Below are 19,072 nucleotides of genomic sequence, written 5' to 3' on the forward strand. Positions count from 1 at the left end.
ACTGATCAATTGTACACAATCACCCAACCTATGCACTAACAACCTGAATTACACGGTTTAAGGCCTCTTCTGGCTTCTCAGAATCGAGCCATTCGACACTCTCCCAACCTCGCAACCAGGTCATCTGACGTTTGGCCAGCTGTCGTGTCGCGCAAACACCACGATAAACCATTTCATCGTAATCGAATTCACCAGACAAATATGACCACATCTGGCGATAACCCACACAACGAATGGAAGGCAAATCTGTATGCAAATCGCCCCGGGCTATCAGCGTTCTGACTTCGTCTTCAAAACCATTGGACAACATCTGACTAAAACGTTCCTCGATCCGCGTATGTAATAATTCCCGGCGGGTCGGCGCAATCGCAAACTGATGTACGCGATAGGGTAATGTTTCACCCGAAATTTTAGTCAGTTCCGTTAAAGTTTTACCCGAAATAAAAAAAACTTCCAGTGCTCTGGACAGTCTCTGCGGATCATTCGGATGAATTCGCATAGCCGCAACGGGATCTATTTTGCGCAACTGGTCATGTAACGCCTCCCAACCCTGTTCTGCAGCCTGCTTTTCGATACGCTCGCGCACGACAGGATCAGCAGGTGGCAAAGGAGAAAGACCTTCAAGCAATGCCTTGAAATAAAGCATAGTCCCACCTACCAATAACGGGATCTTATTGCGCGAGGTTATTTCTGCCATTTCGCATAATGCGTCTCGACGAAAGTCAGCCGCCGAATAAGCCACCGTCGGGTCAAGAATATTAATCAACCGGTGCGGTGCTTCAGCCAGCTCTTCTGCCGTGGGTTTCGCCGTGCCAATATCCATCCCGCGATAAATCAGGGCGGAATCGACACTGATAAGCTCGACAGGCAGGTGTTTCAGCAGCGACATCGCCAATGCTGTTTTACCGGAGGCAGTCGGCCCCATAATAAAGATTGCCGGGGGAAGTGCGTTGTTTTCAGAATCAGTCATGCTTAAAAGCCGCCAGCGCGGACTGTAAATCAAGAGGTTGCAGAAGGCCGGACGGGGGCGATTTCACCAATTGCGGGCAAAGACGCTCAACATCCGTGAGTAATTGTATGGCTTGCGAAATCGTCCAGACCTCATGCTCGCAGCCGCAGTGGCGGGCAAACCACATAGCTACCGCATCAGAAGTCACCTCCTGCTGAACAGCAAGGTAACCTAACAGATCAGGTATCAACTTTTGTAAATTTTGTTGGCGTAATGGTAAAGGTACCGCGCGAACCGTCACACGCTGTGACTCACTGAGCATTTCTAAACCAAAATGCTGTAATAACGCCTGATGGCGCGCCAGCACGGCGGTCTCTTCTTTCTGCATTGTCAGCTTCAGCGGAATTAATAACGGCTGCGGCCGCAATCCTTCTTCGGGTGGTGTCAGCTGCGCCCATTTCAGCCAGCGATCGGCCACCGGTAACGCCAGCAACACCAGTTGTTTGCCGCGCTCAAGTAACGCATATTCCGCGGAACATACCGTCAGCACGCGCCCGAAACTCTGGCTGTGTGATTCCAGCGCCGGTTCCGTCAGTGTACGGGCCACTGAAACGGCGGGCTTAGCGGGCTGTGCCACAGCAGGTGCCGGTTCCTGTAAGGAAAACGACTCCGGCGCGGGCTGCAGCAAACGTCCGTAAGCTTTGCTTTCTGAAGGATTGTAAGCGGGTTCCGTGCTGCGATAAGCAGATTCACGTGGCTGGCTGGCGCGGGCAGTTTCAGGAAACACATTTTCACGCGGGGAATTGTTTTCCCGCGATGCCGGCACTTTGCGTTCTGCCGGCTGCGAGAAATGATTGCCACCCGCCGCCTGACGATTTTCCTGCTGCCAGCGCGGCGTATCTTCCTGAAGCTGTGGCTCGTCAAGAACGGGTGCCCCGGCCTGCTGCAATACGGACATCACCGCCTGATAAATAAAATCATGTACCAGCCGCGACTGATGGAAACGCACCTCGTGTTTTGCCGGATGCACATTCACATCCACCTGATGCGGATCGACATCCAGATAAAGCACATACGCGGGCTGCTGATCATCTTTGAGCTGATCCTGATACGCCTGACGGATCGCGTGATTAATCAGGCGATCTTTCATCATGCGGTTGTTCACATAGCAATACTGCATATCTGTCAGACTGCGCGAACCCGCCGGATCGGCGACCCAGCCACGGATCGCCAGATCACCGTGGCTCCATTCCACTTCCAGTGCGTGCTCGACAAACGCCGGGCTACAAATACTGGCCAGACGGCGGGAGAACTGTGAACGGTCTTTCACCGCGCGATACTGACGGATGAGTTTGCCGTTGTGGCTGAGATTGACGGACACGTCAAAGCGCGCCAGCGCAATTCGCCGGACAACTTCATCGATATGGGTGAATTCGGTTTTCTCAGTGCGCATGAATTTACGGCGGGCGGGCGTATTGTAAAACAGATCCAGCACTTCAACCGTCGAGCCTTGCGGATGCGCCGCCGGTTTGACCGTCACCGCCATATCCCGTCCTTCGGCATAGGCCTGCCAGGCTTCATTCTGCTCTGCGGTGCGCGATGTCAGAATCAGGCGCGATACCGAGCTGATACTGGCCAGCGCTTCGCCGCGAAATCCGAGGCTCAGGATCGCTTCCAGATCATCAAGACAGGTGATTTTACTGGTGGCATGACGCGCCAGCGCCAGCGCCAGATCGTCTTTGCCAATCCCGCAGCCGTTGTCGCGAATGCGGATAAGCTTGGCGCCACCGCGATCGATATCAATATCAATACGCGTCGCGCCCGCATCAAGGCTGTTTTCCACCAGTTCCTTCACCACGGAAGCCGGTCTTTCGACAACTTCGCCCGCTGCTATCTGGTTAGCAAGTTGCGGCGGCAGTACCTTGATCGGCATAGCGGCTCCTGTGGCAGACGGTTATTCCCGCCTATGACTGTGGAATAGTTAAGGTTTGGCCGAGCTGTACCTCGCCAGACTTCATATGATTTGCGGTTCTGATGTCGTTCATGCTGACACCATATTTACTGGCGATCGCCGACAGCGTATCGCCGCGTTTCACTTTATGTTTCGCGGGTTTCTTCGCCGTTTTTGCTGTCGAATCCGGTGCTGCGGCTATTGAAGATGTGCGGGTTCCCGCAGGGACTTTCAATCGCTGGCCGACCCAGACGCCGTCTTTTTTCAACTTATTGAGGTCGCGCAGTGCCGCATTTGTCGTGCCATAGCTATTCGCGATCCCGGTCAGGGTTTCACCCCGTGTCACTTTATGGATCTGCGTGGCACCGGCTGCCCCGGCAGTCACCTCAATCGGACCCGGTTGACTCACGGCAGAGCGGGTTGTCGCACTACTGTCTGCCGCCGCTGCTGATGAGGCCAGCAGCGGACGGTTTTCGACCTTTGGGCCGTTTTGTATCGGATGCGACTGGAAATAATTACGCAGGCCGATGTGGATAGCCCTCGCAATTTTATCCTGGTACGCGCTGCTGCCCAGCAGCCGCTCCTCAGTTGAATTACTGATAAAGCCGGTTTCCACCAGCAGGGAAGGAATATCCGGCGAACGCAACACGCCTAAACTGGCGTGCTCAGGCTTCGCTTTGTGCAAAGAGCCAACGGAGCGCAGTTCGCGCAGAACACGGGTCGCGACGTCATAACCCACACGTTGTGAATGACCGAACTGTAAATCCAGCACTGCCTGGCTGAGATACGGGTCTGAAGCGGTATTCGCCAGCACATCCCCGGCGCCGCCGAGCAGTTCTGATTGTTTCTCGTGCTGCTCCAGCCAGTTACCCATTTCGCTGTTAGCACGACGGTTCGACAGCACCCAGACTGATGCGCCACGCGCGCTGCGGCTTGGCGCGGCATCTGCGTGAATGGAAACCAGCACATTAGCGTTTTTCTTGCGCGCCACATCGGAACGTCCCATGACGGAAATAAAGTAATCACCGTCGCGGGTCAAGACCGGCTGGAACATCGGGTCGGCATTCAGAATCGCCTGTAATTTACGGGCGATAGAGATGGTGACATTTTTTTCTTTCAGCCCGCCCGCGCCAATTGCGCCCGGATCCTGCCCGCCATGACCGGCGTCAATCGCGACAATTATCCTGCTGTCACTGGTCGACACGGTAGAAGAGCGTGAGTTATCCGGCGCCACCGTAGTAGCTACGACTTTAGTCTGATCATTGGTAAACGGGTTTGATTTTTCGGAAGGCGTAATCATTTTGCCCGCATTTGGCGATGGCGTGTTGGTCGCCACGGTAACCGGTGCACGCTGACGTGCCGGAGCAGAGGCGTTCATGGTCAGCACCACGGTATACTGGCTGCCGTCTTTTTGTTTGGTGGCGTTGGTTCTGACTTTCTGATTCAGTTCAAATACCAGACGCTGACTCTGCGCATTGGGCGGCGTACTGGCACGCACACGCGTCACCAGATTCTGACCGTTGAAATTCAACGGCAAGCCTTTCATCACGCCGTCCTGACGGATATCCATCACTACGCGTTCAGGGTTGTGCAGAGGGAAAAAAGAGTAATCCGGTGAGCCATCAAATGTAATCGTAACGGTAGATTGCGTGGCACCGTTGGAAACATTGATGTTTTTCATGCCTGCTGCAAAAACCGGTGAGGCGAGCACAGCAAACAATATCAGCGTCGATAACAACATCGCGGCTGAAATATAAAGAGAGGTAAAACGTGAGTTCATCGCGTGATCATCCTTGCTGTTGAACACGATGCAGCAATTTTATGCCAGATTCAGAAACCGCCACCAGCTTCGCGGTGCGACCGGTCAGGGAATAATCCAGCGTCAGTTCAATATCCGGTTCTGGCAACACACCTGCCCCCTGCTGTGGCCATTCCACCAGACAAATAGCGTCCTGTGCGAAATAATCGCGGATCCCCATAAACTCCAGTTCTTCCGGATCAGCAAGGCGATATAAATCAAAATGATACACGGCAATCTTTTCCAGCTGATAAGGCTCAACCAGCGTGTAGGTCGGGCTTTTCACATTGCCCTGATGCCCTAATGCCTGAAGAAATCCCCGGCTAAAGGTTGTTTTACCGGCTCCCAGATCGCCATAAAGATGGATAACCGTTGAACCTTCACAGGCTTTCGCCAGGGAAGCACCTAGTTGCAACGTTGCCGCTTCGTCGGGTAAAGAGATATTAAGTTGATTCATTCAGTGATATCTATTTCTTCAGGTCTGGATTAACTAACGGGGCAATCACCGCTAAAAGATCAGTTGCCAGCATACCGCGCGTTCCCTGCCGGTGGGCAATTTCGTCTGCGGCAGCACCATGCACTACTGAGCCCGCGCAGGCCGCATCATAACTATTCAGTTTCTGAGCCAGCAGGCCGCCGATAATACCAGAAAGTACGTCGCCCATGCCGCCGGATGCCATACCGGCATTGCCGACATCCGCGACCGCCATCTCGCCACGCTCACTGGCAATCAGAGTGCCGGCACCTTTGAGCACCACCACGCCGCCATATCGCTCCGTGAGTTTCTTGGCTGAAAGTAAGCGGTCACTTTCAATTTCGTTCACGCTGCAATCTAGCAAACGTGCCGCTTCGCCCGGATGGGGCGTCAGCACACGATTTTGCCGTTTCCGCGGATTGATTGCCAGCAGGTTAAGCGCATCAGCGTCCCATAAGGCCGGTTTATCCCAATTTTCTGCGCGTTCTACCGCCTGTTTGCCCCATTCTTTCTGACCCAGACCGGGGCCGATAACTAACACATCTGCCCATTCAAGCCCTTCATCGAGCGACTCTGCGGTGAGTTCTTCCACCATCAGCTCAGGTCTCGCGGTCAGTAACGGTCCGGTATGTTCTTTGTGAGTGAGTACTCGCACCAGTCCGGCCCCGCTTCGCAACGCGGCTTCCGAAGCCATGCGGATCGCCCCCGCAAAACCGGTATCGCCGCCCACTAACAGCAAACGCCCGTGTTCGCCCTTGTGAGAACAAGGGCGACGCGGGTGCAGCCATGCGCCTAATTGTGACGCATCCAGCCGTTGTAAGGGAGCAAGATGCCCGCCCAGCCAGCTTTCCAGCCCCAGCGCATCGCAGTGTAATTTGCCGGTGTAGTCGCGCGCCTGCCCGGTCAGTAAACCGGGTTTCAGGGCGATGAAACTGATCGTATGCGTGGCGTAAACCGCCTTCCCCGCAGTCTGACCTGTTTGCGCATCAAGACCGGAAGGGATATCTAAAGAGATGACAGGCAAAGACGCCGAGTTCATGGCTTCAATCAGCCCGTCATAAGGTGCTCGCGGCGCGGAAGATAAACCGGTGCCAAGCAAACCATCGATAATCAGATCAGCGTCCTGCGGCCATGCAAAGTCCGCAGGGTTAACCGTGCCGCCGCTTTTCAGCCAATCCTGCCGCGCTTTTTCTGCCTCTTCTGGCAGCGACTTACTGCCTGCCACGGCCAGCAGCGTCACGCTTATGCCTGCAGTTTTCGCCAGACGCGCAACTTCAAAACCGTCGCCACCGTTATTACCGTGGCCACACAAAATCAGCCAGTGGCGGGTTTGCGGAAACTCACGCTGCGCCAGTAAAAAAGCGGCTTTTGCCGCACGTTGCATCAGTGTAAACAGAGAAATCCCCGTTTCCTGCGCCGCCTGGCGTTCAGCCTGTCGCAGCCAGTCAGCAGAAAACACAGAATGTGGTAAACTCGCCTCGTTTCGTTTTTCACGTTGGTTCGTCATGACACTCCCTCTCGATCTCGTTCAACTGGCTCAACATATCAAGCAATGGGGCCAATCGCTAGGCTTCCAGCAGGTTGGCATCTGCGATACAGACTTATCTGCCGAAGAGCCTAAACTGCAAGACTGGCTTGATAAACAATATCATGGCGAGATGGAATGGATGGCGCGCCACGGCATGTTACGCGCACGGCCGCATGAACTTCTGCCCGGCACATTGCGGGTGATCAGCGTGCGCATGAATTATTTACCCGCCAAAGCGGCCTTTGCCAAAATCCTGAATAACCCGCAACTCGGCTACGTCAGCCGCTATGCCCTTGGACGTGACTATCACAAAGTCTTGCGCCAGCGTCTGAAAAAACTTGGCGATATGATTCAGGCGCATTGTACTGAACACGCTGATCAGACCGTCACCTTTCGCCCTTTTGTCGATTCCGCACCCTTGATGGAACGCCCGCTGGCGGCGAAAGCCGGTCTTGGTTGGGTTGGTAAACACTCACTCATTCTTAACCGTGAATCCGGTTCATGGTTCTTTCTCGGCGAACTACTGATTGATTTGCCCCTGCCTGTCGATCAGCCGCAGGAAGAGAAATGCGGAAAGTGCGTGGCCTGCATCACCACTTGCCCGACCGGTGCCATTGTTGCGCCTTATACCGTCGATGCCCGCCGCTGTATTTCCTATCTGACCATTGAGCTGGAAGGCGCAATACCGGAAGAATTCCGCGCGCTGATGGGTAACCGTATCTACGGCTGCGATGATTGCCAGCTGATTTGCCCCTGGAATCGCTATTCGCAACTGACGGATGAAGAAGATTTCAGCCCGCGCGCCGCGCTGCATGCACCAGAGCTGATTGAATTGTTTAGCTGGGCGGAAGAAAAATTTTTGCGTATCACGGAAGGTTCGCCGATCCGGCGTATCGGACATCTGCGCTGGTTGCGCAATATTGCAGTGGCGCTGGGCAATGCGCCCTATTCGGAAGACGTGCTTAATGCCTTACAGTCGCGGGAAGGGGAAAATGCATTGCTGGATGAACATATCAGTTGGGCAATCGCACAGCAGACAGAAAGAAGGAATGAACATCGGATAGAAGTGCAAACTTCACAGCAAAAACGCCTGATCCGCGCAGTGGAAAAGGGTTTGCCAAGGGATGCATAACCATTCCCCAAAGCAATGCATTAGAAAAGCGATATTTTCTGTGCATAAAAATAAAAATGCTTTGCCAATCAAGTGCAAAAAAAAGAGCAAGTGATCGTCATAACGTTTCTTTATAAATTTATATTGATTTAAATCAACAAGTTATATTTTGGCAATATGGCGGGCGCAAAAAACAGACAGTGTAAAAAAACAACTAAACCTGTGGATAAGTCTGTTTAAAACATTACTACAAATCGTGTAATGATCACGTCATTTATGCACAGAAAATGCAGGAAGAAAGCGTTAAGAAATGATTTTGAACTGAAGAAGAAAACTGGAGCGGGAAACGAGACTCGAACTCGCGACCCCGACCTTGGCAAGGTCGTGCTCTACCAACTGAGCTATTCCCGCATTGAGATGTAATACTTCTGACGGCTTAAATCTTTGAATCTACGTAACTTAAAAATTTGGAGCGGGAAACGAGACTCGAACTCGCGACCCCGACCTTGGCAAGGTCGTGCTCTACCAACTGAGAGAAAAACCTGCGCACTCAACGAAATTCTTCATCGGTACGGGGTGCGCATTATACGAGAAATCCTTTTAGCCGCAAGCCCCTGAAAGCAAAAAAATGAATTTTTCGTTCAAGTGTCGATTAAAACATCAAAGAGATGAATTAATCAGCGAAACACGGTGATTTCGTGCTCCGCAGCGCAATAAAAAAGATTTCAGTTATTGTGGAGATTAATAAAATGTTCGCGGTAGTAGGCTAATTCAGCGACGGATTCACGGATATCATCCAGGGCCTGATGGGTATTTTGCTTTTTAAAACCTGCCAGCACTTCCGGCTTCCAGCGACGCGCCAGCTCTTTCAGCGTGCTGACGTCCAGGTAACGGTAATGGAAATACTCTTCCAGCTCCGGCATATACTTAAACAGGAAACGTCGGTCCTGCCCGACGCTGTTGCCGCAAATCGGCGATTTCCCCGCCGGAACCCACTCGCGCAGGAACTCGATAGTTTTTTGCTGGGCTGCATTGTCATCAAACGGGCTGGCTTTGACGCGATCCACCAGACCGCTGCCGGTGTGCGTACGCACATTCCAGTCATCCATCAGCGCCAGCTGAGCATCAGACTGATGCACCGCCATCACCGGCCCTTCGGCCAGAATGTTCAGATGCGCGTCCGTCACCAGCGTGGCAATCTCAATAATGCGGTCACGTTCAGGATCCAGACCGGTCATTTCCAGGTCGATCCAAATTAAGTTCGAGTCATTTGCAGCCATGATGTGTCCTGTTACAAAGTAGAGAGTTGACGGAGATCTCCGTCATTCGGGCAATTACTATAAAATAGCTGGTATCATAGTCGTTTTGGTCGCACCGAGCGATTAAAGCCAGTCAAGTGAGGCGCAGTGACTAAGTCAAAACTGTCTAAAGGGCAACAACGTCGCGTTCAGACTAACCATCAGCGTCGTCTGACACAGACCGACAAACGAAAAGAGCTGGACGATTCTCTGCATGGCGAACCGCAGGACGGCGTTGTCATCAGCCGTTTCGGGATGCATGCGGACGTTGAAGCGGCCGACGGCAGCCAGCACCGTTGCAATATCCGCCGTACCATCCGTTCTCTGGTCACCGGTGACCGCGTTGTATGGCGCGCCGGGGAAAATGCCAGTGTGAAAGGTATCGTCGAGGCGGTCCACGAACGAACTTCCGTTCTGACACGCCCTGATTTCTATGATGGCGTCAAACCCATTGCCGCAAACATTGACCAGATCGTCATTGTCTCCGCCATTCTGCCGGAGCTGTCGCTCAATATTATTGACCGTTATCTGGTGGCGTGCGAAACCGTTGAAGTTGAGCCGCTGATTGTGCTCAATAAAATCGATCTGCTCGACGACGAAGGCCGTAAATTCGTTCAGGGCATGATGGATATCTACCGCAATATCAATTATCGCGTACTCGAAGTGTCGAGCCAGACCGGCGAAGGCATGCCTGCGTTTGAAAAGGCGCTGACTGACCGCATCAGTATTTTTGCCGGCCAGTCAGGCGTAGGCAAATCCAGCCTGCTGAACGCCCTGCTGCCACCGGATGAAAAACAAATTCTGGTGAATGAAGTCTCTGATAACTCAGGCCTGGGTCAGCACACCACCACCGCAGCGCGTCTGTATCACTTCCAGCATGGCGGCGACGTCATCGACTCCCCGGGTGTGCGTGAATTCGGCTTATGGCACCTTGCGCCAGAGCAAATCACCCAGGGCTTTGTCGAATTCCGTCCTTTCCTTGGCTACTGCAAATTCCGTGACTGCAAACACGGCAGCGATCCGGGCTGTGCAATCCGTGACGCCGTAGACCGGGGTGAAATAGCCGAAGAACGTTTCGACAACTACCACCGCATTCTGGAAAGCATGGAAGACGTAAAAACACGTAAAAACTTCGACACGCTGTAATGCTAATTAATTGAATTAACATGTTAATGGCAAACGGGTGAGGTTAACGGAAGTTGAACCGTTGATTTCACCCCGTTACAATCCTCCGCCATACAACACTGCGTGACCCTGAACTGATTTCAGGGTCTCCTGCAAAATGACCGGTAACACCGGTCATTCATACCATCCAAGAGGTTTTCCCCGTGCTGGACAGTATCAAAATCAAACTGCAATACTTACTTCCTAAACAAGGACTGACCCGTCTTGCTGGCTGGGGCGCGGACAAACGTGCGGCCACGCTGACCCATTGGGTGATCAAAGCGTTTGCGCGTTTTTATAACGTCGACATGAAAGAAGCGCAAAACCCGGATCTCAAATCTTACGCCACATTTAACGAATTCTTCGTGCGTCCGCTGCGCGATGGCGCACGTCCGGTCGTCAGCGGTCTGGATATGCTTTGTCTGCCAGCCGACGGCGCAGTTAGCCAGTTAGGGGCAATTACCGATGGCAAGCTGTTCCAGGCTAAAGGTCATTTCTACAGTTTAGAAGCGCTGCTGGCGGGTAACTATCTGCTGGCTGAGCAGTTCAAAGACGGCCAGTTCGCCACCATTTATCTGGCACCACGGGATTATCACCGCGTGCATATGCCGTGCGACGGCGTGCTGCGCGAAATGATTTATGTGCCGGGTGATTTGTTCTCCGTCAACCCGCTGACCGCTGCGAATGTGCCAAATCTGTTCGCCCGTAACGAACGCGTCATCTGCGTCTTTGATACTGAATTCGGGCCGATGGTGCAGATTCTGGTCGGCGCAACGATTGTCGGCAGCATTGAAACCGTCTGGGCCGGCTGTGTCACACCACCACGCGAAGGCATTATCAAACGCTGGACCTATCCGGCGGCGGGCGAAGAAGGTGCCATCGCGCTGGAAAAAGGTCAGGAAATGGGCCGTTTCAAACTGGGTTCTACGGTGATCAACCTGTTTGCCGCTAAACAAATTCGCTTCATGCCGAATCTGAGCAATGGCACCGTGACCCGCATGGGCGAACCGTTCGCTGAAGCGCTGCGTGAAGCGGCACCCGCAACAACTGACGCGCAAGCACCAGCAACAGAAGTACCTGTAGCAACAGAAACACCTGCTGGTGTGGCAACGGCTGAACCACAAGTCCCGAAAGATTATTAAGTTCGCCCTGAACAGACGAAAAGAACTGAGAAAAAGGATGTGACCGAGTGCGCCTGATCCCCGCCCTGCTGATGAGTTTACTGCTGTCCCTGCCATTGATGGCGGGTGCGGCCCCGACTGAAGATCAGCTCAAACAGGAGCTGAAACAGGCGGAAGCCAACAAAGAAATGGCCAATCAGACGCAGGTGGTTGAGGCGCTGCAAAGCGCACTCAACTGGCTGAATGAAGCCAGTGTTTCAGCCGGGCGCACGGCGGAATATCAAAAGGTCATTGATGATTTTCCAAAACTGACGCAGGCCCTGCACCAGGAATTGCGAAATCAGCCTGACAAGCCACCCGCGCTGGATAACAGCATCTCAGCCGCTCAGCTCGAGCAGCAAATTCTGCAAGTCAGTAGCCAGCAACTGGAAGAAACCCGCCAGTTACGTCAGGAGCAGGATCGTTCCCGCGACATCAGCGACTCACTAAGTCTGATCCCGCAACAGCAATCCGAAGCCCGCAACGCGCTGAGCGACATCGATCAGCGCATACAGGCGGCGACAGCGGCGGCCACCTCCTCACCCCTGGCGCAGGCGCAACTCAGCGCACTTCAGGCCGAATCCGCAGCGCGCAAAGCGAAGGTGGATGAACTGGAACTGGCTCAGCTTTCTGCCAATAACCGGCAGGAACTGTCGCGGATGCGCACCGATCTCTACAAAAAGCGCGCCGATTTTCTTGATCAGCAATTACAGGTTTTACGCAACACGCTGAATAATCAACGTCAGCAGGAAGCCGAACAGGCGCTGGAAAAAACCGAGCTGCTGGCCGAACAGAGTGGCGAGTTGCCACACTCGATCAGTCAGCAGTTACAGGCAAACCGCGAGTTGTCGCTGGCGCTGAATCAGCAGGCGCAGCGGATGGACCTGATTTCCTCTCAACAACGTCAGGCCGCTGCACAGACTCAGCAGGTACGTCAGGCGATTAATACCATTCGCGAACAGGCGCAGTGGCTTGGCGCGTCTAATTTACTTGGCGAAACGTTGAGGGCGCAGGTTGCGCGTCTGCCGGATATGCCAAAACCGCAACAGCTTGACCGCGATATGGGCCAGTTGCGCGTTCAGCGTCTGCACTATGAAGATTTGCTGGATAAGCAGGCTATTTACCGTCAGGCGCGGCAGGACGATGGCAAACCGCTCACCACAGATCAGCAAAAAATTCTGGATGCGCAGTTGCGGACGCAACGTGATTTGCTCAATTCCCTGCTCTCGGGTTGCGATACCCAAATTCTTGAACTGACCAAGCTGAAAGTGGCAAACAGCCAACTGGTGGAGGCGTTGAATGACGTACATGACGCCGCCCACCGTTATCTGTTCTGGGTGGCAGACGTCAGCGCCATCGGCATTTCTTACCCGGTGCAGGTCGCGCATGACCTGAAACGGCTGGTCTCGCTGGATTCGCTCAGCCAGCTTGGCGGTGCGTCGATGATGATGGTCACCAGCAAAGAAACACTGCTGCCGCTGTTTGGCGCACTGATTCTGGTGATTATCAGCATCAGTTCCCGCAAGCACTATTATGCATTTCTGGAACGTGCCAGCAGTAAAGTCGGCAAAGTCACGCAGGATCATTTCTCGCTGACCCTGCGTACCGTGTTCTGGTCAATTCTGGTGGCGATGCCGTTACCTGTGCTGTGGGCCGCGCTGGGATTCGGGCTGCAAAGTGCCTGGCCGTATCCGATTGCGGTAGCGATCGGCGATGGCGTCACCGCGACGTTGCCAATCCTGTGGGCGTTTATGGTCAGCGCCGCGCTGGCACATCCTCAGGGATTGTTTGTGGCACACTTCGGCTGGCCGCAGCGTGCGGTGTCAAGGGCACTGCGCTATTACGCGCTGTCGATCTGGGTGCTGGTGCCGCTCATTATGGCGCTGATTACCTTCGATAATCTCAACGATCGCGAGTTCTCTAATACGCTGGGGCGTCTGTGCTTCGTGATTCTGTGTCTGGTGGTCGCACTGGTCACCAATAGCCTGAAACGCGCGGGCATTCCGCTGTATCACGATAAAAAAGGCAACAGCGAAAACATCATTAACAAGACGCTGTGGTGGATGCTGCTGGGCGCACCGATTGTCGCTGCGCTGGCTTCACTGATGGGCTACCTCGCGACCTCACAGGCGCTGCTGGCCCGCCTGGAAACCTCGGTCGCCATCTGGTTCGTGTTGCTGGTGATTTATCACATTATCCGCCGCTGGATGCTGATTCAGCGACGTCGTATCGCCTTCGAACGCGCCAAGCAGCGCCGTGCGGAAATGCTGAATCAACGCGCCCGCGGTGAGGAAGATGGCCATCAGATCAGCACCAGCAATGAAGGCACGGTCGAGATTGAGGAACCGGTGGTGGATCTGGATGCCATCTCTGCCCAGTCGCTGCGGCTGGTGCGTTCTCTGCTGACGTTGATCGCGCTGATCTCGGTGATCTTCCTGTGGTCTGAAATCCACTCGGCCTTCTCTTTCCTGGAAAATATTCATCTCTGGCAGGTTGCGTCTACAGTTCAGGGCGTGGAAAGCATGCAGCCGATCACCCTCGGATCGGTGCTGATCGCCATTCTGGTGCTGATTATCACCACGCAACTGGTGCGTAATCTGCCCGCGTTGCTGGAACTGGCGCTGCTGCAACACCTGGATCTGACGCCGGGTACCGGCTATGCCGTACTGACCGTCACCAAATACGTATTGCTGCTGATTGGCGGCCTGACCGGTTTCTCGCTGATCGGGATCGAGTGGGCAAAACTGCAATGGCTGGTGGCGGCACTCGGTGTCGGTCTCGGCTTCGGTTTGCAGGAGATCTTCGCTAACTTTATTTCCGGCCTGATTATCCTGTTTGAAAAACCGATCCGTATCGGCGATACCGTAACGATCCGCAACCTGACCGGCAGTATCACCAGGATCAACACCCGTGCCACGACGATCGCTGACTGGGACCGCAAGGAGATTATCGTGCCGAACAAGGCCTTTATCACCGAGCAGTTCATCAACTGGTCGCTGTCGGATTCCGTCACGCGCGTGGTGCTAACCGTGCCTGCACCGTCGGAAGCCAACAGTGAAGAAGTGACAGAAATTCTGCTCAACGCTGCGCACCGCTGCTCGCTGGTGCTGGATATGCCTGCGCCGGAAGCCTATCTGGTGGATCTCCAGCAGGGGATTCAGATTTTCGAGCTGCGTATGCATGCCGCTGAAATGGCGCACCGTATGCCGCTTCGCCATGAAATTCACCAACTGATCCTGGCTGGATTCCGCGAGCACGGCATTACACTGCCATTCCCGCCATTCCAGGTGCGTATGGAAACACTGCACCGCGCGCAAAATGGCAATAACGCGACCTTTACCAGCAGCAGCGGCAGTGGTCGCAGCAGTAACAGTTCGCGCTCACCGGGCGATTTGTAAGAGAAAAGAGAACAGCAAAAGGGCAGATTCTTCTGCCCTTTTTTAAGCACATTGGCTGATGGAGTTTAAAGATCCGCGATTAGCGCTGCCGCAGCGTTGCGGTGCAAAGAGATCAGCGATTTGATATCCATGCCGACAATTTCACCGTCAGTCACCCGCCATTTCCCGCCGATCATCACCCGATCGGCTTTTTCCGCACCACACAATAGCAGCGCGGCAATCGGATCATGACTGCCGCTGAAACGTAATTCATCGAGTTTAAACAGCGCCAGATCAGCCTGTTTGCCCACGGCAATCTGCCCGATATCATCGCGACCGATAAGCTTCGCCGAACCGCGCGTCGCCCAACCCAGCACTCGTTCCGGTGTGACATATTCCGCCCCGTATTTCAGACGTTGCAGATACAGCGCCTGCCGCGCTTCATACATCAGGTTTGATGCATCATTCGACGCCGAACCGTCAACGCCCAGACCAATCGGCACGCCAGCGGCCTCCAGATCCCGCGTCGGGCACATACCGGAAGCCAGCCGCATATTCGACACCGGACAATGACAGATACCGGTGCCCGCCGCGCCCAGACGGCGGATTTCATCGTCATTAAAATGAATCCCGTGTGCCAGCCATGTCCGGTCACTCAGCCAGCCGACACTTTCCAGATAATCAACGGTACGCAGGCCAAACATTTTCAGGCAAAACTGTTCTTCATCCAGCGTTTCCGCCAGATGCGTATGCAGCCGGACATCTTCCCGCTGCGCCAGCCTGGCGCTCTCACGCATAATTTCGGTGGTGACCGAAAACGGCGAGCAAGGTGCCAGTGCAATCTGCATCCACGCGCCCTCACCGCGCTGATGATAGCGGTCAATCAGACGCTGACTGTCCTGCAAAATCACCTCGCCCGATTGCACTGTTTGCTCCGGCGGCAGACCGCCCTGTTCTTCACCGAGACTCATCGAGCCGCGCGTCAGCAATGCACGCATACCCAGCTCACGGACCACATCGACCTGCACATCAATGGCTTCTTCCATGCCCTGCGGGAAAAGATAATGGTGGTCAGTGGTGGTAGTGCAACCGGAAAGCAACAGTTCAGCCATTGCGACGCGGCTTGCCAGGCCCAGCGCCTCCGGCCCTAAACGCGCCCAGACGGGATAAAGTTTTTTCAGCCACGGGAATAACGGCACGTTGACCACGGGCGCCCAGGCCCGGGTCAGCGTCTGATAAAAATGATGATGAGTGTTAATCAGCCCCGGCAGCAGTACAGACTCGGAGGCATCATAAATATGATCTACCGGCTGCGAAGGTGGCTGACCCGCGGTCAGCAACTCAGCAATTTTCTGCCCTTCAGTGACGATGCCGCCACGGGCATCCAGTGAGTTGGCGGTAAAAACCGCCAGCGGATTTTTGATCCACGTGCGTTGCTCTGACATGTCTGACTTCCTTTTTAAGGTCACATTAAATTCAAAAAGTGAGTCAGCTCAGTTATGCCCTGTCTGCTGATCCAGGGGCGCAACGCGCAGAATTTCAGTGAACCTTGATCTCCTCCGCGACCACGCTGGTGCGTTCTGCAGGCATCAGTAAATTGAGCAGAATAGCGATAACGCCACCGCTGGTCACGGCATGCCCGAAGATATTGCCAACGATGGGTGGGAACTGACCAAGCACATCTGGCACGGCTTCAATGCCCAGACCGATGCCAAAGGCGATGGCAATTATCAGCATTTCACGACGCCCGACCGGCGACTGCGTCATGATTCGGATACCCGCCGCGACCACGCTGCCAAACATCACCAGCGTTGCGCCACCCAGCACCGGCGCAGGAATTTGCTGCAACACTTCGCCGATAAACGGAAACAGGCCTAGCACCAGTAATACCGCGCCAATATACATGCCGATAAAACGGCTGGCGACGCCGGTCATCTGGATCACGCCATTGTTCTGTGCAAATGTTGTGTTAGGAAATGACGAGAAGGCTGCGGCGATAAGGCAACTGATACCGTCAGCCAGAATCCCGCCCTGCAGACGTTTACGGAAGCTTTCCCCTTCAATCGGCTGTTGCGACAACATGCAGTTAGCGGTCAGATCACCCACCGCTTCCAGGATGCTGATAAACGATACCAGCGCGATCGGCACGAAAATAATCCAGTCAAACTTAAAACCAAAACGGAACAGTTGCGGCAATGCAAACCAGTCGCCCTGCAAAGGTTTCACCGTCAGATGGCCGGTCAGCGCAGCGGCGATACAGCCGACAACAATGCCTAAAACTATTGATGAAAGGCGCAGCCAGCGCACGTCGATGCGGTTGCAGGCGACAATCACCAGCAGCGTCAGCGCCCCCAGCCCGAGGTTAACCGGTGCGCCGAAATTCGCGGCACCATGGCCGCCCGCCCAGTCGGTAATGCTGACTTTAATCAGGCTGATGCCAATCAGCGCGATTACGGTGCCGCTGACCAGCGGTGTAAACACGCGGCGCATCTGCCCGATAAACCGGCTAACCAGCAGCGGGATAAACGCCGCCACAAAGTTCACCCCAAAAATCATCGCCATGATGTCTTCAGGAGAGCCACCGCGGCTTTTCACCAACATACCGCCGGAGAGGATCACCCCCAGAAACGCAAAACTGGTACCTTGCAAACAAATCATCCCCGCGCCCACCGACATAAACCGGCGCGCCTGAATAAATGTCCCGATGCCGGAAGCCAGCAAAGACATGCTGATCAGATAAGGCAAGTAGGCATTCAGCCCGAGAACCGAGCCGATAATCAGCGGCGGCGTGATAATTCCGACCACGCTTGCCAGCACGTGCTGGATGGCGGTGAAAAATGCCGGTGCCGGTGCAATGCGCTCTTCCAGTCCATAAAGAAGTTCTTTGTCGTTGGATTCTGACATAACGAGTTTTCCGGATAATAAGTGATGATCCGGTAATGCATAAATCAGGCCAGCAGCAAAAAATTTAGCTTAACTCAGGCAGAAGACCCTGTTTATGGCGCTTGGCGAGAAAGGGCCAGCACTGAAACTTTAAAATCAGCGTTGCGTCATTTAGGTACTTTTGTTTCAGTAAAAGTGCAGTTTTGGGTTTATTGCACAATGAAGGGGCAAAAAGGGAAGTCGTGGAAGGAAGCCCTGACCTTGGGAACAGGGCTTAAGCCCTCATCAGGCGCGTGTCACCGGGAAGGCCAGGACATCACTCAGGCTGGCAGCACCCAGCGCAATCATAATCAGGCGGTCAACGCCCAGCGCCACACCTGAACACTCCGGCATACCGTGTTCTAACGCATCCAGCAGATTGTTATCGACAGGATGCTGCGGCAGGCCGCGTGCCGCGCGTTTGCGGTTATCCTGCTCGAAACGCTGACGCTGCTCACGGCTATCCGTCAGTTCGCGGAAACCATTCGCCAGCTCAATGCCTTTGTAATACACCTCGAAACGCTCGGCGACGCGGTGATCTTCCGTACTGATTTCTGCCAGAGCGGCCTGCGTGGCCGGGAAATGATAGACGAATGTCGGTTTGTCGCGACCAATGTGCGGTTCTACACCCATCGTAAACAACAACTGTAGCAGGGTGTCACGGTCTTCTTCGGTATCAGCAATGTTGGATAAATCCAGTTTTGCCGCCGCTTCACGCAGTTCCGTTTTGTCGGCGGATAACGGATCCACACCGAGATGGCGGGTAAACGCCTGCTGATAAGACAGGGTTTCAGCGCTATCGCAATCGAGAACCTGCTGGAGTAAATCATCCACTTCATTCATCAGACGGTACATGTCATAACGCGGACGGTACCATTCGAGCATGGTGAATTCCGGATTATGATGACGCCCGGCTTCTTCATTACGGAAACTGCGTCCCATCTGATAAATCGGCCCGCTGCCCGCAGCCAGCAAACGTTTCATGTGATATTCCGGGCTGGTCATCAGATACAACGTCATGCCGTCAGCCGCACCCGGCCCGACAAAACGCGTCTCAAACGGCACCAGATGAATGTCGGTCACCGTGGCCTGGCTCATTGCTGGCGTTTCAACTTCCAGTACGCCGCGATCGGCAAAGAAACGTCGAATCTCAGCGAGGATAGCCGCACGCTTCAACAAATTGGCGACGGGAGCACTGGGTTGCCAGCTTGCTGTTTCGCTCATGGTGATTTACTCCGAATTCAGAAAAGTCATGCAGTCTACCTGCATCCCCGCAGGCAAACAAATATCTCATTTTACGAAGTGCAATGCAGAGAAAGCCTAAACCTGCATTCACATC

The 19,072-nt window shown here is 54.1% G+C and carries 13 protein-coding genes and 1 tRNA gene; 4 read left to right on the forward strand and 10 right to left on the reverse strand.

Annotated features, from left to right (window positions below; all coding sequences use genetic code 11):
- Window positions 1-28 precede the first annotated feature (28 nt).
- Genes miaA through nnr form a run of 5 tightly spaced genes read right to left on the reverse strand, consistent with a single transcriptional unit; the run spans window position 29 to window position 6,680 of the window.
- The gene (gene miaA / locus EX31_RS08825) at window positions 29-970 is read right to left on the reverse strand and encodes a tRNA (adenosine(37)-N6)-dimethylallyltransferase MiaA (RefSeq protein WP_037034272.1); all 942 of its coding nucleotides are present in this window, start codon (window positions 968-970) and stop codon (window positions 29-31) included.
- Window positions 963-2,882 (reverse strand): DNA mismatch repair endonuclease MutL, encoded by a 1,920-nt coding sequence (mutL, locus tag EX31_RS08830; protein ID WP_037034274.1) that lies wholly within the window; start codon window positions 2,880-2,882, stop codon window positions 963-965. Before mutL ends, miaA begins: the two co-directional genes overlap by 8 nt.
- A 31-nt stretch (window positions 2,883-2,913) precedes the next feature.
- Entirely contained in the window at window positions 2,914-4,680 is a 1,767-nt protein-coding gene (gene amiB, locus EX31_RS08835; RefSeq protein WP_037034275.1) for an N-acetylmuramoyl-L-alanine amidase AmiB, read from the reverse strand.
- 7 nt (window positions 4,681-4,687) lie between these two features.
- Window positions 4,688-5,155 carry a tRNA (adenosine(37)-N6)-threonylcarbamoyltransferase complex ATPase subunit type 1 TsaE gene (tsaE, locus tag EX31_RS08840; RefSeq protein WP_013573759.1) on the reverse strand — a complete coding sequence of 156 codons (468 nt, stop codon included), beginning with the start codon at window positions 5,153-5,155 and terminating at the stop codon, window positions 4,688-4,690.
- 10 nt (window positions 5,156-5,165) lie between these two features.
- The gene (gene nnr, locus EX31_RS08845; RefSeq protein ID WP_037034276.1) at window positions 5,166-6,680 is read right to left on the reverse strand and encodes a bifunctional ADP-dependent NAD(P)H-hydrate dehydratase/NAD(P)H-hydrate epimerase; all 1,515 of its coding nucleotides are present in this window, start codon (window positions 6,678-6,680) and stop codon (window positions 5,166-5,168) included.
- Between nnr and queG the strand changes: the two genes are divergently transcribed.
- Window positions 6,679-7,833, forward strand: a complete 1,155-nt coding sequence (gene queG, locus EX31_RS08850; protein ID WP_037034278.1) for a tRNA epoxyqueuosine(34) reductase QueG — start codon at window positions 6,679-6,681, stop codon at window positions 7,831-7,833. The two genes, nnr and queG, sit on opposite strands and share 2 nt — an antisense overlap.
- A gap of 314 nt (window positions 7,834-8,147) precedes the next feature.
- Here queG and EX31_RS08855 read toward each other — a convergent pair.
- Window positions 8,148-8,223, reverse strand: a tRNA-Gly gene (locus tag EX31_RS08855).
- 314 nt (window positions 8,224-8,537) lie between these two features.
- On the reverse strand, window positions 8,538-9,092 hold the full coding sequence (gene orn, locus EX31_RS08865; RefSeq protein WP_037034280.1) for an oligoribonuclease: 555 nt from the start codon (window positions 9,090-9,092) through the stop codon (window positions 8,538-8,540).
- A gap of 126 nt (window positions 9,093-9,218) precedes the next feature.
- Here orn and rsgA point away from each other — a divergent pair, with 126 nt between their 5' ends.
- The 3 genes from rsgA to mscM all read left to right on the forward strand — a co-directional run bounded on the left by rsgA (window position 9,219) and on the right by mscM (window position 14,832).
- Window positions 9,219-10,256, forward strand: a complete 1,038-nt coding sequence (gene rsgA, locus EX31_RS08870) for a small ribosomal subunit biogenesis GTPase RsgA (RefSeq protein WP_037034282.1) — start codon at window positions 9,219-9,221, stop codon at window positions 10,254-10,256.
- A gap of 182 nt (window positions 10,257-10,438) precedes the next feature.
- Window positions 10,439-11,416 (forward strand): archaetidylserine decarboxylase, encoded by a 978-nt coding sequence (gene asd, locus EX31_RS08875; RefSeq protein ID WP_037034284.1) that lies wholly within the window; start codon window positions 10,439-10,441, stop codon window positions 11,414-11,416.
- Between the two features lie 47 nt (window positions 11,417-11,463).
- Window positions 11,464-14,832, forward strand: a complete 3,369-nt coding sequence (gene mscM, locus EX31_RS08880) for a miniconductance mechanosensitive channel MscM (protein ID WP_037034285.1) — start codon at window positions 11,464-11,466, stop codon at window positions 14,830-14,832.
- Between the two features lie 65 nt (window positions 14,833-14,897).
- Here mscM and EX31_RS08885 read toward each other — a convergent pair whose 3' ends face one another.
- The 3 genes from EX31_RS08885 to epmA form a co-directional block, all read right to left on the reverse strand.
- Window positions 14,898-16,256: an 8-oxoguanine deaminase gene (locus EX31_RS08885; RefSeq protein ID WP_037034287.1), complete on the reverse strand. Its 1,359-nt coding sequence runs from the start codon at window positions 16,254-16,256 to the stop codon at window positions 14,898-14,900.
- A gap of 94 nt (window positions 16,257-16,350) precedes the next feature.
- On the reverse strand, window positions 16,351-17,715 hold the full coding sequence (locus EX31_RS08890; protein WP_037034289.1) for a uracil-xanthine permease family protein: 1,365 nt from the start codon (window positions 17,713-17,715) through the stop codon (window positions 16,351-16,353).
- A 264-nt stretch (window positions 17,716-17,979) separates the two neighbouring features.
- Complete coding sequence (epmA, locus tag EX31_RS08895) at window positions 17,980-18,957, reverse strand: elongation factor P--(R)-beta-lysine ligase (RefSeq protein ID WP_013573750.1); 978 nt, start codon at window positions 18,955-18,957, stop codon at window positions 17,980-17,982.
- Window positions 18,958-19,072: the final 115 nt, after the last annotated feature.

The sequence above is a fragment of the Rahnella sp. WP5 genome (assembly GCF_000745615.1).
In the GTDB taxonomy this organism is placed as follows: domain Bacteria; phylum Pseudomonadota; class Gammaproteobacteria; order Enterobacterales; family Enterobacteriaceae; genus Rahnella; species Rahnella aceris.

Bases quoted from the DNA above. Each gene is read 5' to 3' on its own strand.
- miaA (WP_037034272.1), bottom strand. From the start codon at position 970: ATGACTGATTCTGAAAACAACGCACTTCCCCCGGCAATCTTTATTATG.
- amiB (WP_037034275.1), bottom strand. From the start codon at position 4,680: ATGAACTCACGTTTTACCTCTCTTTATATTTCAGCCGCGATGTTGTTA.
- epmA (WP_013573750.1), bottom strand. From the start codon at position 18,957: ATGAGCGAAACAGCAAGCTGGCAACCCAGTGCTCCCGTCGCCAATTTG.
- tsaE (WP_013573759.1), bottom strand. From the start codon at position 5,155: ATGAATCAACTTAATATCTCTTTACCCGACGAAGCGGCAACGTTGCAA.
- EX31_RS08885 (WP_037034287.1), bottom strand. From the start codon at position 16,256: ATGTCAGAGCAACGCACGTGGATCAAAAATCCGCTGGCGGTTTTTACC.
- mutL (WP_037034274.1), bottom strand. From the start codon at position 2,882: ATGCCGATCAAGGTACTGCCGCCGCAACTTGCTAACCAGATAGCAGCG.
- nnr (WP_037034276.1), bottom strand. From the start codon at position 6,680: ATGACGAACCAACGTGAAAAACGAAACGAGGCGAGTTTACCACATTCT.
- queG (WP_037034278.1), top strand. From the start codon at position 6,679: ATGACACTCCCTCTCGATCTCGTTCAACTGGCTCAACATATCAAGCAA.
- EX31_RS08890 (WP_037034289.1), bottom strand. From the start codon at position 17,715: ATGTCAGAATCCAACGACAAAGAACTTCTTTATGGACTGGAAGAGCGC.
- orn (WP_037034280.1), bottom strand. From the start codon at position 9,092: ATGGCTGCAAATGACTCGAACTTAATTTGGATCGACCTGGAAATGACC.